Source organism: Pseudomonas sp. NUPR-002, from assembly GCF_056322725.1.
This window is the reverse complement of sequence record NZ_CM150476.1, coordinates 5,713,075-5,726,642: the sequence shown is the minus strand read 5'-3', so window position 1 is coordinate 5,726,642 and position 13,568 is coordinate 5,713,075. Positions and strand designations below refer to the sequence as shown.

General features: G+C 60.9%; 13 protein-coding genes. 9 read left to right on the top strand and 4 right to left on the bottom strand.

The window, feature by feature from the left end:
- Nucleotides 1-8: 8 nt before the first annotated feature.
- Entirely contained in the window at nt 9-1,544 is a 1,536-nt protein-coding gene (locus ACVWSC_RS26395; RefSeq protein WP_442110224.1) for an HDOD domain-containing protein, read from the bottom strand.
- Nucleotides 1,545-1,673: 129 nt separating this feature from the next.
- On the opposite strand from ACVWSC_RS26395, the gene motA reads away from it, so the two are divergent.
- Both motA and motB read left to right on the top strand, forming a co-directional pair.
- The gene (motA, locus tag ACVWSC_RS26390; RefSeq protein WP_442110222.1) at nt 1,674-2,525 is read left to right on the top strand and encodes a flagellar motor stator protein MotA; all 852 of its coding nucleotides are present in this window, start codon (nt 1,674-1,676) and stop codon (nt 2,523-2,525) included.
- Nucleotides 2,526-2,528: 3 nt separating this feature from the next.
- The gene (gene motB, locus ACVWSC_RS26385; RefSeq protein WP_442110220.1) at nt 2,529-3,545 is read left to right on the top strand and encodes a flagellar motor protein MotB; all 1,017 of its coding nucleotides are present in this window, start codon (nt 2,529-2,531) and stop codon (nt 3,543-3,545) included.
- A gap of 66 nt (nt 3,546-3,611) precedes the next feature.
- On the opposite strand, the gene ACVWSC_RS26380 is transcribed toward motB, so the two are convergent.
- Both ACVWSC_RS26380 and rsgA read right to left on the bottom strand, forming a co-directional pair.
- Nucleotides 3,612-4,094 carry a molecular chaperone Tir gene (locus ACVWSC_RS26380; protein WP_442110218.1) on the bottom strand — a complete coding sequence of 161 codons (483 nt, stop codon included), beginning with the start codon at nt 4,092-4,094 and terminating at the stop codon, nt 3,612-3,614.
- Nucleotides 4,095-4,354: 260 nt separating this feature from the next.
- Entirely contained in the window at nt 4,355-5,386 is a 1,032-nt protein-coding gene (gene rsgA, locus ACVWSC_RS26375) for a small ribosomal subunit biogenesis GTPase RsgA (RefSeq protein ID WP_442110216.1), read from the bottom strand.
- 91 nt (nt 5,387-5,477) lie between these two features.
- Between rsgA and orn the strand changes: the two genes are divergently transcribed.
- Together orn and ACVWSC_RS26365 are read left to right on the top strand one after the other, a co-directional pair.
- A complete protein-coding gene (gene orn / locus ACVWSC_RS26370) occupies nt 5,478-6,020 on the top strand; it encodes an oligoribonuclease (RefSeq protein WP_038615221.1) in 543 nt (180 codons plus the stop codon).
- Between the two features lie 100 nt (nt 6,021-6,120).
- Entirely contained in the window at nt 6,121-6,732 is a 612-nt protein-coding gene (locus ACVWSC_RS26365) for a trimeric intracellular cation channel family protein (RefSeq protein WP_442110214.1), read from the top strand.
- 3 nt (nt 6,733-6,735) lie between these two features.
- Here ACVWSC_RS26365 and queG read toward each other — a convergent pair whose 3' ends face one another.
- The gene (gene queG / locus ACVWSC_RS26360; RefSeq protein WP_442110212.1) at nt 6,736-7,851 is read right to left on the bottom strand and encodes a tRNA epoxyqueuosine(34) reductase QueG; all 1,116 of its coding nucleotides are present in this window, start codon (nt 7,849-7,851) and stop codon (nt 6,736-6,738) included.
- Nucleotides 7,852-7,914: 63 nt separating this feature from the next.
- On the opposite strand from queG, the gene ACVWSC_RS26355 reads away from it, so the two are divergent.
- Genes ACVWSC_RS26355 through miaA form a run of 5 tightly spaced genes read left to right on the top strand, consistent with a single transcriptional unit; the run spans nt 7,915 to nt 13,547 of the window.
- Entirely contained in the window at nt 7,915-8,775 is an 861-nt protein-coding gene (locus ACVWSC_RS26355) for an NAD(P)H-hydrate dehydratase (protein ID WP_442110210.1), read from the top strand.
- Nucleotides 8,763-9,233: a tRNA (adenosine(37)-N6)-threonylcarbamoyltransferase complex ATPase subunit type 1 TsaE gene (gene tsaE / locus ACVWSC_RS26350; protein WP_442110208.1), complete on the top strand. Its 471-nt coding sequence runs from the start codon at nt 8,763-8,765 to the stop codon at nt 9,231-9,233. Before ACVWSC_RS26355 ends, tsaE begins: the two co-directional genes overlap by 13 nt.
- A gap of 3 nt (nt 9,234-9,236) precedes the next feature.
- Entirely contained in the window at nt 9,237-10,661 is a 1,425-nt protein-coding gene (locus tag ACVWSC_RS26345; protein ID WP_442110206.1) for an N-acetylmuramoyl-L-alanine amidase, read from the top strand.
- Nucleotides 10,658-12,574: a DNA mismatch repair endonuclease MutL gene (mutL, locus tag ACVWSC_RS26340; RefSeq protein ID WP_442110204.1), complete on the top strand. Its 1,917-nt coding sequence runs from the start codon at nt 10,658-10,660 to the stop codon at nt 12,572-12,574. Before ACVWSC_RS26345 ends, mutL begins: the two co-directional genes overlap by 4 nt.
- A gap of 1 nt (nt 12,575) precedes the next feature.
- On the top strand, nt 12,576-13,547 hold the full coding sequence (gene miaA, locus ACVWSC_RS26335; RefSeq protein ID WP_442110202.1) for a tRNA (adenosine(37)-N6)-dimethylallyltransferase MiaA: 972 nt from the start codon (nt 12,576-12,578) through the stop codon (nt 13,545-13,547).
- Nucleotides 13,548-13,568: the final 21 nt, after the last annotated feature.

Genomic DNA, 13,568 nt, shown 5'->3' with positions numbered 1-13,568 from the left:
CGCATGGGTCAGGCGCTGCGGTTGCTGAAGGCGGTCAAGGCTCGTTCGATACATTGCGCGGTTTTGCCGAAGGCCTGCACGCTGATGTCGGTCAGCGGCTTGGCGTCTTGATCGGCAATGACCAGCATCACCACCCGACCATTGCTCGACAGTGAGCGCAGCAAGACGTGCTCGCTGCGAAACAGCGCGCGAAGCTGCGGCGGCAGCAGGGCGGAAAATTGCGCATGGTTTTCGGGTGTCAGGCGTAACTGCGCGGCACTGCTCATCAAGCGCTGGAGCAGTTTGCTGTGCTCGATGGCTAACACCAGGCTCGACGCCTCTGTCGGTACGCCAGCCAGTTGTTGCACCCGCAACTGCGTCAGTGATTTATCGGTCATCAGCAGTACGACCCGCTGCATGCCGCAGGCTACCAGGGCATCACGCGCCAGGGTGGCCAGGTGGATGGCGTTGCTGAAGGGGCTGGGCTCAGTCAGCAGTTCGGCACAGAGCTTGCGCCAGGTGCCCAACGCCTGGGCCGAGGGCGGTGGCGGTGCGATCTGCCCAGGGTGACGGCGGCGTTGTTGCCAGGGCCAGAGCAACGCTTCGGCCGGGTGAAACAGATCCTTGCATGCATGCTGGCGAGCGCTGCTTGCCGCTTGCTGGTGCGTTAATTGTTGAACATCGTCTACGCCAACCTGCAGATACAGACTGATCAATAGTTGCCAGCGCCGAACGTGAGGGCTGGTCCAGCCCACTTGCGCCGCCAGCGCCAGGCCGTTGGCCAGCAGTACGGTGTTGGCCGGTTGATTGAACCAGCGGCGCAGGTGCGGGTGTTCGTCCAGGTGTTGTTGCTGGCGCAGGCTGTTTTGTTCGCGAGCGATGTGCAGCGCCTGGGCCAGAAAGCGTTGTTCATCCTGCAGCAGGTGGTAGCCGCGAGTGACCCAATCCGGCAGGCGCCAGTGTTCGGCCAGTGCCTTGCACAAGCTCAGCACCCGTACGCCAAACAACTCCAGTTCTACCTGTTGTGCCGACTCACCTTTGTGTACCACCCGCAGTTCCCACGCCTCAATGTGCTTGGGGTAAGTCAGGGCCAAAGGCCACAGTGGTGACAGAAACAACAGGCTGCCCCAGTGGATTTCCTGCCAGAGTCGCGCCAGACGGCTGGCGAACAGGCCATTGGCTTGCTGGCTGGCGTGCTGACTGACCAGTTGCAACTGGCGCAGGGCTGGTGAAATGTCGGCTTCTGGGAGCGCAGGCAAACGTTCCAGCAGCGCTGCTGTGCGCGCCAGGCCCAGACGGTTCAGGGCTATTTCAAGGCTTTCGGCCGGCTCGCCAATACTGGAGTTGGTGTGATGGTTGGCCTCGCGCATCACGCTGAGCACCAGGCTTGGGCTGCTCTGCATTATCTCCGCGATATCACGCAGTGAGCGGCGGCTGTCGGCAATGGCGGCGTTGACGCGCTCGTAACTGGCCTGGGGAACAGGCAGTCGTACGCTATCGAGAAGTTTGACCCAGGCATCGAGTGTTTTTGGTGTTTGATCTGGCACGATGGTTTCAATTGGCATGCTGAGGGGGCCGAACTGGCTTTTCGCCTTGACTGACTATAGTCTGGCGCAGATCTGCCGATAAGTAGAAGAAGAGTTTTATTAACTTCCGCCCACGACCCTGACCACGACAGTAAGTGCTTTCAATCTATGGCTAAAATTATCGGCATCATCGTCGTATTCGCGAGTGTGCTCGGCGGATATGTTCTGTCCCACGGCAAAATTGCTGCACTGATCCAGCCTTTTGAGGTGCTGATTATCGGTGGTGCGGCCTTTGGTGCGTTTTTGCAGGCGAACCCTGGTTACATGACCATGCATGTAATCAAAAAGTCGCTGAAAATGTTTGGTACGCGCTTTACCCACACCTTCTATATCGAGGTGCTCGGGTTGGTTTACGAGATCCTCAACAAAAGCCGGCGTGAAGGCATGATGGCGATCGAAGCCGATATCGAAGACGCCGCTGCCAGTCCGATTTTTGCCAAATACCCTGCAGTGCTGGGCGATGAGCGCATGACCGCGTTCATTTGCGATTACCTGCGCATCATGTCCACCGGCAACATGGCTCCGCATGAGCTTGAAGGCCTGTTCGACATGGAGCTGCTGAGCATGAAGGAAGAGCTTGAGCACCCCTCCCATGCGGTGACAGGCATCGCTGACGGTATGCCAGGTTTCGGTATTGTCGCGGCGGTACTGGGTATCGTGGTGACCATGGCCTCGCTGGGTGACGGCGACCAGAAGTCCATCGGCCTGCACGTGGGTGCGGCGCTGGTAGGTACCTTCTTCGGTATTCTGGCGGCCTATGGCTTCTTCGGCCCGCTGGCTACCTGCCTGCGTCAGGACGCCAAGGAAGAGCTCAACGTTTACGAAGCCATCAAGGCTTCGCTGGTGGCCTCGGCTTCCGGCATGCCACCGTCGCTGGCCGTGGAATTCGGGCGCAAGGTGCTGTACCCAGGCCACCGTCCGAGCTTCGCCGAGCTGGAACAAGCGGTTCGCGGTCGCTAAGTCATGGAGAACAATCAGCCCATTATCGTCAAGCGCGTCAAGCGCTTTGGCGACGGCCACCACGGTGGTGCCTGGAAAATCGCCTTCGCCGACTTCGCCACGGCGATGATGGCGTTCTTCCTGGTGCTCTGGCTGATGTCCACGGCCACGCCGGAACAGAAGATCGCTATCGCCGGCTACTTCAAAGACCCGATCGGTTTTTCTGAAAGCGGCACGCCCTACATTATTGACCTGGGCGGCTCGCCGCAGCTCGCTCCGGAAAAAACCATCAACCCGGAAGTGAAGTCTGAACCGACACCCGATACCAGCATTCAGCTGGATCAGGACAAGGTTGAGAGCATGGCTGAGCAAGTTGAGCGCGAGCGCCTTGAGTTGCTTTTGCAAGAGTTGCAGAACAAGGTCGAAGAGAACCCGCAACTGCAGAAGTTCAAGGATCAGATCCTCTTCGAAATCACCCAGGATGGCTTGCGCATCCAGATCATGGATGCGGAAAACCGGCCAATGTTCGATCTGGGCAGCGCCCGCTTGCAGCCTTACTTCGAAGATATCTTGCTGGCCATGGCCGATACCATCAAGGCGGTGCCGAACAAGATCAGCATCAGCGGCCATACCGATGCCAAGCCATACGCCGGTACTGGTGATTTCGGTAACTGGGAGTTGTCGGCCAACCGTGCCAACGCGGCACGCCGCGCCCTGGTAGCGGGAGGTTATCCGGACGATCAGGTGGCGCGGGTGGTGGGTTATGCCTCGTCATCACTGTTTGACCGGGCCAACCCGTTCAATCCGGTCAACCGCCGTATCGACATTATTGTCCTGACCAAAAAGGCCCAGCGCACCATTGAAGGTGAGCAGCCTCAGCCTGCGGCGCCGGAAGGTGCAGCGCCAGGTGCCAATGCACCCGCGCCTGCTGCTCCGGCTCCAGCGGCACCCGAGGCCGAACCGATGCAGCCCCGTGAGTTGCGTCAGAAGCTGAATATCTTCGAGGATGGCGTATTGAAGATGGACGAGAGCAAGGAGTAATCCTGCGCTCAGAACACAACGCCCGTGTGCAGCGATGCCCACGGGCGTTGTGTTATCTGGGGTGGCTCAAAATCCACGGCGGATCTTGGCCTTCAGGTCGGCATGGAAGAAACCGGCGTTCAGGCGGTTCAAGGCGTCGGCGTCGCTCTCGTCTCGGGCAATGGCGCGGTTGAAGGTCTGCTCGTCGTGGTAAGCAAGAACGAACAGGTCCAGGTGCGCCCTCACACTCATGACCGGCCACTTGTCGAGGTAGTCCGGCAAGGGGCTCTCTGCGCAGTGATACAGCGAGATGCGGCGATTGCTGAGGGTGGCAGCACCGAGCTGAAAAGGCACCCACCAGGTTTCGGCGTTGTCCTGAGAAAGCACGGTGATCAGGTGGGTACAGCTGCGAATGTTGCTGCACAGCACGCCGCTGATATCGTCGGCCGTCTGCCCGGCGTCGCCGTCGAACAGGTCCAGGTGGGTGGCAATGCCTTCAAGTTTCAGACGTTCGCTGATCACGTAGGCATCAAGGCGTTGTGGGTGGCGATAGCTGATAACGACAGGCATCAGGCAAGCCCTCCGGGTGTGCAGGCAGGGCAGTGGATGAGCAAGGATCGAATTGTCATTGTTGAGTCCTTTCATACGCAGGGTATGGCGATGATTCGCTTCGTGGTGGCGAACCTGAAAGGTGACAATCAATGAAAGCCGCTATGACAGCAAGGGACCACGATATTTAAGGAAGGGTCCTGCTTTGCTGGGTAACTTTTCCCACAAGCTTGTCCTACAGAGCCGCAGGGTGAGGCTCGCGGTAAGCCTCACCCAGGCGATCAGTAGCTGTCTTGCGGCAAGCTGGCAAGGATCGAGCGGTAGCTGTTCATGCGCTGCTGCTGGATGCGCCCGTCTTCCAAGGCCTTGAGCAGAGCGCAGCCAGGTTCGCGGTCGTGCTTGCAGTCGCGGAAGCGGCAGGTGCCGAGCAAGTCGCTGAATTCGATAAAGCCTGCTTCGACGTCGGCGCGACTGACGTGGACAAGACCGAACTCACGAATACCTGGAGAGTCGATCAGCTCACCGCCGCCGGGGAAGTGGTACAGGCGTGCAGTGGTGGTGGTGTGCGTGCCCTGGCCGGACCACTCCGAGAGGTCGCCAACGCGGGTCTGCACATCGGGCAGCAGGCTGTTGACCAGCGACGATTTGCCGACCCCCGATTGCCCGACGAAGACGCTGATATGGCCGTCCAGCTGCGCTTGCAGCTGCTGCATGCCATCACCGTGGTGGGCTGAAACCTCCAGCACGGGATAGCCCAGTTGCCGGTACACCGCCAGCAACGCATTGAGCGCCGGGGCGTTCTGTTCGTTGATCAGGTCGGCTTTGTTGAGCAGCAACAGGGGGCGAATACCAGCATGCTCAGCGGCCACCAGATAGCGGTCGATCAGATTGGCGTGAGGTTCTGGCGCCGGAGCGAAGACGATCACGATCAGGTCGACGTTGGCGGCAACCGGCTTGAGCTGGCCACGGCTGTCGGGGCGGCACAGTTCGGTGTTACGCGGCATCTGCGCAACGATAACGCCGATGCCCTGGTTGCCGGCACGCCAGACCACACGGTCACCGGTGACCAGTGCTGGCAGGTTGGCGCGCAAGTGGCAGCGGAATACTTGGCCGGCGTCATCACCGTCCTGTGCCTCGACTTCGACCTGCACGCCAAAGTGGGCAATGACCAAGCCCAGTTGCTCGGGGCCCAGGTCGCCGCCTTCGAGCTCCTTCAGGGTCTGTTGTTCGCGTTTGGCGGCGCGGGCAGCGCGTTCACCCTGGATTTTTTCGATCCGCCAGTTCTGGCGGCGATTGAGCTGGCGTTTGGCCATGAAGGTTCCGTGTGAGACATGCATTATTAAACGGCGAGGAGTTTAGCACGCTCCACTAGGCTAAACTGCGCACCTACCGAGGAGCAGAATCATGCAGAACCCACAGAACCTGATCTGGATCGACCTGGAAATGACCGGTCTGGATCCGGACCACGATGTCATCATCGAAATGGCCACTATTGTTACCGACAGCGACCTCAACACCCTGGCCGAAGGCCCGGTGATAGCCATTCACCATAGCGATGAAGTGCTGGCGCGCATGGACGAGTGGAACACCCGTACCCACGGTGCTTCCGGCCTGACGCAGCGGGTCAAGGACAGCAAGGTCAGCATGGCCGAGGCCGAGGCCCAGACCATCGCCTTCCTCGAACAGTGGGTGCCTAAGGGTAAGTCGCCGATCTGCGGCAACAGCATCTGCCAGGATCGACGCTTCCTCTACCGTCACATGCGTGGCCTGGAAAACTACTTCCACTACCGCAACCTGGATGTCTCGACCCTCAAAGAGCTGGCAGCGCGCTGGGCACCTGAAGTGCGTGACAGCTTCAAGAAGGGTGGTACTCACCTGGCGCTGGATGACATCCGCGAATCGATCAATGAACTTCGCCACTACCGTGAGCACTTCATCAAGTTCTGATCGTGTCGCCGCACGCTTGTACAGACAATCCGTGCGGCGCCCCCTTTTGGTGCTTGAGGCAACTGGTTAGACTGCGCGCCCCCTTGCACGGATCCGCACCATGTTGTTGATGCTCTACCTCATTGCTATCACCGCTGAAGCCATGACTGGCGCGCTGTCTGCCGGGCGTCGCGGCATGGATTGGTTTGGCGTGGTGTTGATCGCCTGCATTACCGCATTGGGCGGCGGCTCGGTGCGCGACGTGTTGCTTGGGCATTACCCGCTGACTTGGGTGAAACACCCTGAATACCTGGTGCTGACCAGCTTCGCCGCGCTGATGACCATTTTCATCGCACCCTTGATGCGTCACTTGCGTTCGTTGTTCCTGGTGCTCGATGCGCTGGGCCTGGTGGCGTTTACCTTGATCGGTTGCATGACTGCGCTGGAAATGGGCCAGGGTATGTTGGTGGCCTCGATCAGTGGGGTAATCACTGGGGTATTTGGCGGGATTCTTCGCGATATATTCTGTAACGATATTCCGCTGATCTTCCGGCGCGAGCTATACGCCAGCGTATCCTTTGCTGCAGCCTGGTTTTACCTGGGCTGCGTGCACTTCAATGTGCCCAGTGAACAGGCGATTTTACTGACCTTGTTTGGTGGTTTCCTGCTGCGCCTGTTGGCCATTCGCTTCCATTGGGAAATGCCGAAGTTTCATTACAACGACGAGCATTGAGCATCATCGCGGGGCAAGCCCGCTCCCACCGGTAGGGTGTGTGGGGGCGGGCTTGCCCCGCGATGAATGCTGCGCCAATGCCCACTGCACATGCTCTCGCACCAACTCCGACGGATAGTCCAGGCGTGCTTTGAGTGCCTCCAGCACTTGAATGGTCGACGGCGCATTCCCCAGCCCTACCGCCAGGTTGCGCAACCAGCGCTCATAACCGGCACGGCGCAGCGGTGAGCCTTCGGTGCTGTCGAGAAACGTCTGTTCGTCCCACATGAACAGTTCCGCCAGGTCGGCACTGTCGAGGTTGTGCCGGGGCTTGAAGTCGTTCTCGGCGGTGGGCCGGGCAAAGCGGTTCCACGGGCAGACGATCTGACAGTCATCGCAGCCGAATACCCGGTTGCCGATCAGGGCGCGCAACTCTTCGGGAATGGCGCTTTTCAATTCGATGGTCAGGTAGGAAATGCAGCGTCTGGCGTCCAGCACATAGGGCCCGACAAAGGCTTGGGTGGGGCAGATGTCCAGGCAGGCGCTGCAACGGCCACAGTGTTCGCTGGTCTGGGGCGGGTCGACCGGCAGCGGCAAGTCGACGAACAGCTCGGCGAGGAAGAAGTAGCTGCCAGCCTTGCGGTTGAGCAGTAGGGTGTTTTTGCCGATCCAGCCAAGGCCGGCCTGTTCGGCGATGGCCTTTTCCAGCACCGGGGCGCTGTCGACGAAGGCGCGAAAGCCGAACGGGCCAATTTCTTTCTGAATGCGCTCGGCCAGGTGCTGGACGCGCTTGCGCACCAGCTTGTGGTAATCGCGTCCCAGGGCATAACGGGAGATGTAGGCTTTTTCCGGCTGGGCCAGTTGCTGGGCCATGCGCGTGTCGCCTGGCAAGTAGTCCATGCGCAACGACACCACGCGCAGCGTGCCCGGTACCAGTTGGTCGGGGTGTGAGCGCTTGCTGCCGTGGGCCCCCATGTAGTCCATTTCACCGTGGTAGCCGGCTTGCAGCCAGCGTTCCAGGTGTTGTTCGTGCTCGGCCAGATCCACCCCGGCAATGCCGACATGGGCAAAGCCGAGCTCTTTGCCCCAATCCTTGATCGATTGGGCCAGTACAGGAAGATCGGGGATAGAAGCGGACATGGGAAATAAGGCAACGCAGACTCAGGTGCGTATAATTCTGCCAGACATCGGAGCCTTTGACCCATGCCTCAGACCAAACACTCGGCAAACCAGCCACAAACCCTTAGCAGTCGCGCATTGACTGCACTTGCGCCACGCCCGTGGGCAGCGCAGAAAGGTGACTTTGGCCATGTGCTGGTGGTCGGCGGTGATCGTGGCACTGGCGGGGCGGTCATGCTCAGTGCCGAAGCGGCGTTACGCTGTGGCGCCGGGCTGGTTTCGCTGGCCACCCGCAGCGAGCACGTGCCTGCGGCGCTGGCTCGATTGCCCGAGGTGATGTGCCTGGGCGTGCATTCGGCCAATCAGTTGATGACGCCACTTGAGCGGGCATCGGTGCTGGTGGTAGGGCCTGGTCTTGGCCAGGCCGCCTGGGGCCGCAGCTTATTGTCGGCAGTGGTCAACGCTGCGGCTCCACAGGTGTGGGACGCTGATGCCTTGAACCTGCTGGCACGGGAGCCGCTGCCGATCGCTTCGGGCTCGATCATGACCCCGCATCCAGGCGAAGCTGCACGCTTGCTGGGCATGTCTACCGAAGCAGTGCAGGCCGATCGTGCCGGGGCGGCGCGCAAACTGGCACGCAAATACGCGGTCATATGTGTGCTCAAAGGCGCGGGCACCCTGGTGGCCGACCCGAGCGGGCAACTGCGTTTGTGTGATCGCGGTCACCCCGCCATGGCGGGAGCAGGGCTGGGTGATGTGCTCAGCGGCGTGCTTGGGGCGCTTCTGGCGCAAGGCCTGTCGGCGTGGGACGCCGCATGCCTGGGGGTCTGGTTGCATGCCTGTGCCGGAGAGCGTCTAGGCGCGCAGGGTCGGGGCTTGGCGGCCAGTGATCTGGTTCCGGCCATTCGTCATTTATTGGAGGAGCATTCAGCGTGTCAGGTGTAACCCTGTTTTTGGCCGATGAAGAGGCCATGGTCCGCTTCGGGACCCGTATCGCCGAAGTGACAAAAGGTCACGGCGTGATTTTTCTGGAAGGCGACCTGGGGGCGGGCAAAACCACCCTGTCGCGGGGCATTATCCGTGGTCTGGGGCACAAGGGGGCGGTCAAAAGCCCTACCTTTACTGTGGTTGAGCCCTATGAAATCGGCGACATCCGCGCCTTCCACTTCGACCTCTACCGCTTGGTCGATCCTGAAGAGCTGGAGTTTCTCGGTATTCGCGATTACTTCGAAGATGACGCCTTGTGCCTGTTCGAGTGGCCCCAAAAGGGGGCAGGTGTTTTGCCAAAGCCCGACCTGACCATTACCATAAGCCCCCAGGCGAGCGGTCGTTCGCTGAACCTGTCGCCGCAGGGGGCACGTGGCGAAGCCTGGTGTGCCGCTCTGGCCTTGGAATTCAAATAGAAAATGGGGATAGGTATGCGCATTCGCGCGCTGGTTGCGGTCGTAGGATTGCTGCTTACGGCGGTAACTGTTGATGCTTGGGCCGTCACGCAAGTTAAAAGTGTGCGTTTATGGCGAGCACCGGATAACACGCGTCTGGTGTTTGACCTTTCAGGGCCTGTCCAGCACAGCGTCTTTACCCTGAGTGCCCCGGACCGCCTGGTTATCGACATCAATGGCGCGACCCTGGCTGCACCGCTGTCGGTGTCTACCTCCAACACCCCGATTACCAGTGTGCGCTCGGCCCAGCGCACGCCTACCGACCTGCGCGTGGTGATTGACCTGAGCAAGTCGGTGACGCCCAAGAGCTTCACCCTGGCGCCGAACGCCCAGTACGGCAATCGTTTGGTTGTCGATCTGTACGACCAGGCGGCCGACGCGGTTTCGCCGCCGCCAACACCGCCAGTGGCCACCACGCCTGCCGTGCCGGTCACGCCTGCGCAGCCAGCCATCAAGCTGACCCCTGTGCCTAGCGGCAAGCGTGACATCGTCATCGCCATCGATGCAGGCCATGGTGGCGAAGACCCGGGCGCTTCCGGCTCCAAGGGCCAGCATGAAAAAGACATCGTGCTGTCGATTGCCAAAGAGTTGCAGCGCCAGATCAACAGCGAAAAAGGCTTCCGTGCCGAGCTGACGCGTACCGGTGACTATTTCATTCCGTTGCGCAAACGTACGGAGATCGCCCGCAAGAAGGGCGCCGACCTGTTCATTTCGATTCACGCCGACGCTGCGCCGTCGAAAGCGGCCTTTGGTGCCTCGGTGTTCGCCCTCTCCGATCGTGGTGCCACCTCGGAAACCGCGCGCTGGCTGGCCGACAGTGAAAACCGTTCGGACCTGATCGGTGGTGCCGGTAACGTCAGCCTCGATGACAAGGACCGCATGCTCGCGGGCGTGTTGCTCGACCTGTCGATGACCGCATCGCTCAGTTCCAGCCTCAACGTCGGGCAGAAAGTACTGGGCAACATGGGTCGGGTCACCTCGCTGCACAAGCGTCGGGTCGAGCAGGCCGGATTCATGGTGCTCAAATCGCCAGACATCCCCTCGATTCTGGTTGAAACCGGTTTTATCTCCAACGCCAACGAGGCGGCCAAGCTGGCCACCCCGAGCCATCAGCAATCGCTGGCGCGCTCGATCCACAGTGGTGTGCGCCAGTTCTTCCAGCAGAACCCGCCGCCGGGCACCTACATCGCTTTCCTGCGTGACAGCGGCAAGATTGCCCAAGGCCCGCGCGAGCACAGCGTGCGTCCGGGTGAAACACTGGCAATGATCGCCGTGCGCTATCAGGTCAACGTGGCCAGCCTGCGCTCGGCCAACAACCTCAAGACCGACGAACTTAAAGTCGGGCAGAGCTTGAACATCCCCGCGACTGCCCTGGCGTCCCAGCAATGACCGGCAGTGCGCGAATCGAGCTGCTCAGCCCGCGGCTGGCGAACCAGATTGCCGCCGGTGAGGTGGTCGAGCGCCCGGCATCGGTGATCAAGGAACTGCTGGAAAACAGCCTGGACTCCGGTGCCCGGCGTATTGACGTCGAAGTCGAGCAGGGTGGCGTCAAGCTCCTGCGGGTGCGTGATGATGGCAGCGGCATTGCTGCCGATGACCTGCCGTTGGCCCTGGCCCGTCACGCCACCAGCAAAATCCGTGATCTGGAAGACCTGGAACGGGTCATGAGCCTGGGGTTCCGTGGTGAGGCCCTGGCTTCGATCAGTTCGGTGGCGCGCCTGACCCTCACCTCGCGTACCCGCGATGCCGACCAGGCCTGGCAGGTAGAGACCGAAGGGCGTGACATGGCCCCGCGCGTGCAGCCGGCCGCGCACCCAGTGGGCACCTCGGTGGAAGTGCGCGACCTGTTCTTCAATACTCCGGCACGGCGCAAGTTTCTCAAAACCGAGAAAACCGAATTCGATCACCTGCAGGAAGTGATCCGCCGCCTGGCGCTGGCGCGTTTTGATGTGGCATTTCACCTGCGCCACAACGGCAAGAGCATTCTCAGCCTGCACGAGGCCCAGGACGATACCGCCCGCGCCCGGCGTGTGGCGGCGATTTGCGGCCCGGGGTTCCTGGAGCAGGCACTGCCCATCGAGATTGAGCGTAACGGTCTGCACCTGTGGGGCTGGGTAGGCTTGCCGACCTTCTCGCGCAGCCAGGCCGATTTGCAGTATTTCTTCGTTAACGGTCGGGCGGTGCGCGACAAGCTGGTGGCCCACGCCGTGCGCCAGGCTTATCGCGATGTGCTGTTCAACGGTCGGCACCCGACCTTCGTGCTGTTTCTTGAAGTCGACCCCACTGGCGTCGACGTCAACGTACACCCGACCAAACATGAAGTGCGTTTTCGTGATGGACGCATGGTGCATGACTTCCTCTATGGCACCCTGCATCGGGCCTTGGCTGACGTGCGGCCGGAAGATCAACTGGCCGCGCCTGCCGCCAGCAGCGAAATCATCCGTCCCAGCGGCCTGCAGGCCGGCGAGTTCGGCCCCCAGGGCGAAATGCGCCTGGCCGCCAACCTGCTGGAACAGCCTGTGGCCGAGCCGGGTATGCGCCCCTCCAGCATGGGTAGCAGCAGTAGCGGTGGCGGCAGCGGCGCTGGCTATCAGTATCAGTACACCCCGCGCCCAACTCAGGCCTTGCCGGCAGCGGAAGCGCAGGGCGTCTACCGCGAGTTTTTTGCCCCGCTCAACGAAGCGGCGCCGGTGGCGTTGCCCGACAGCCAGGGTGACATTCCACCGTTGGGCTATGCCCTTGCCCAGCTGAAAGGTATCTACATCCTCGCCGAGAACGCCGTGGGTCTGGTGCTGGTAGACATGCACGCGGCCCACGAGCGCATTATGTACGAGCGCTTGAAGGTGGCCATGGCCAGCGAAGGCCTGAGCGGCCAACCCCTGCTGGTGCCTGAGTCGCTGGCCTTGAGTCAGCGCGAGGCCGACTGCGCCGAAGAACACGCCGAATGGTTCCAGCGCCTGGGCTTCGAGCTTCAGCGCCTGGGCCCGGAGAGCCTGGCGATTCGGCAGATTCCGGCGCTGCTCAAGCAGGCCGAGGCCAACCGCCTGGTCCAGGATGTGCTGGCCGACTTGATGGAATACGGTACCAGCGACCGCATTCAGGCGCATTTGAACGAACTGCTCGGCACTATGGCGTGCCACGGCGCAGTCCGCGCTAACCGCCGCTTGGCGATAGCGGAGATGAACGGCCTGTTGCGCGATATGGAAAACACCGAGCGCAGCGGCCAGTGCAACCATGGCCGACCGACCTGGACCCAGATGGGCCTGGACGATCTGGACAAACTGTTTTTGCGCGGTCGATAAAATGAGTGGTAAACCTCCCGCGATATTCTTGATGGGCCCGACCGCGGCGGGCAAAACCGATCTGGCCATCGAGCTGACCAAGGTGCTGCCGTGCGAGTTGATCAGCGTCGATTCGGCACTGGTTTACCGAGGCATGGACATCGGTACTGCCAAGCCCTCGAAAGAGGTGCTGGCTGCCCATCCCCATCGTTTGATCGACATTCTCGACCCGGCCCAGAGCTATTCGGCTGCCGAGTTTCGTCGTGATGCCCTGCAAGCCATGGCCGAGATCACTGCGCGCGGTAAAATACCGCTGCTGGTCGGCGGCACCATGCTCTATTACAAGGCATTGGTTGACGGCCTGGCCGACATGCCGGCTGCCGATCCGCAGGTGCGCGCCGAGCTGGAAGAGGAGGCTGAGCGCCTCGGCCTGCAGGGCTTGCATCAGCAATTGGCGGCGGTTGACCCAGAGTCAGCAGCGAGAATTCACCCCAATGATCCGCAGCGGCTGATCCGCGCGCTGGAAGTTTATCGGGTCAGCGGCATGACAATGACGGCACATCGTCAGCGTCAATCCGCGGAAAGTAGCGCCGCAGGCCCTTCGGCGGCGGGTCATTTGCCCTATACTGTCGCCAGCCTGGCCATTGCGCCTGCCGATCGTCACGTTTTACACGAACGAATTGCGCTACGATTTGGGCAAATGCTGGAACAGGGCTTCGTTGACGAGGTCCGATTGCTGCGAGCCAGAAGTGACTTGCATGCGGGACTGCCGTCTATACGGGCGGTTGGTTATCGCCAGGTCTGGGATCATCTTGATGGCAAGTTAACATCAGTTGAAATGCAGGAGCGCGGCATTATTGCTACTCGCCAATTGGCGAAACGGCAATTCACCTGGTTGCGTAGTTGGGCTGACTTGCAGTGGTTAGACAGCCTGGCTTGCGACAATCTGTCTCGCACCTTGAAATACCTGGGAACGGCCACCATATTGAGCTGAGTCCTTGTAATTGCCGTCTAT